The sequence below is a fragment of the Streptomyces sp. UNOC14_S4 genome, from assembly GCF_020740835.1.
Classification (GTDB): domain Bacteria; phylum Actinomycetota; class Actinomycetes; order Streptomycetales; family Streptomycetaceae; genus Streptomyces.
Map to the genome: position 1 here is coordinate 1 of NZ_JAINFC010001003.1, position 847 is coordinate 847.

1 protein-coding gene is annotated in these 847 nt (G+C 72.7%); it reads right to left on the reverse strand.

Annotation, left to right across the window (positions count from 1 at the left end; all coding sequences use genetic code 11):
* Positions 1-157 precede the first annotated feature (157 nt).
* Positions 158-847: esterase family protein (locus tag K6I34_RS37585; RefSeq protein WP_229332489.1), on the reverse strand; the 690-nt coding region annotated here is incomplete at its 5' end.

An 847-nucleotide genomic window follows, 5' to 3' on the forward strand; every position in this document is an offset into this window, starting at 1 on the left:
AGGGTGAAGGGGGCGTGGCGGACGGGGGCGAGGAGCCGGTCGAGGGTGGTGCGCCAGGGGTGGGTGCTGTCGCCCGCGTCGGGTGTCCCGGGCGGCGTTCCGGGCGGAGTTCCGGGCGGCGTTTCAGGTGGCGTTCCGGGCGGCGGGGTGCCGGTGCTCATGGGATCAGCCCCGTCCGCCGGGCGAGCCAGGGCAGTTGGCGTTCGAGTCCGGGGCGCCAGACCTGCCAGCTGTGGCCGCCGGGGAGGAGGACCCATTCGGCGCGCATCCCGGCCTTGACGGCGGCTTCGTAGACCGTGCGCTGCTGGGGCCGGTAGGTGCTGTCGTCGCTGCCCGCGACGAAGGCGGCGCTGGTGTCGGGGAAGCGCTGCCGGGCGAGCACGTCGAGCGGGTTGACCGCGGCGAAGGCCGCGGCGTCGCCGCCGAAGGCCTTGTCGACGGTCTTCTTCGGGTTGCCGAGGGTGGGGGCGTCCTGTCCGGAGATGTCGTTGATCACTCCGTAGACCTGGGGGGCGTTGACGCCGAGCTGGAGGGAGCAGGTGCCGCCGAAGGAGATACCGGAGATGATCCAGGAGGTGCGGGCGGTGGCGGTCTGGAGGTGGCCGCGGATCCAGTCGGGGACGTCGGTGGCGAGGTAGGTCTGGACGTTGCCGAGCCGGGAGTTCACGCAGAGGGTGTTGGCGAACTGGGAGCCGAGCGGGTCCACGACGACGACCACGGGGGCGAGGCCGCGGTGCTCGGCGGCGAAGGCGTTCATCATGTCGACCAGCCGTCCGGAGTTGATCCAGTCGTCGGGCGATCCGGGCTGGCCCGCCATGAGGACGAGCACGGGCAGCAGGGGGCGGGG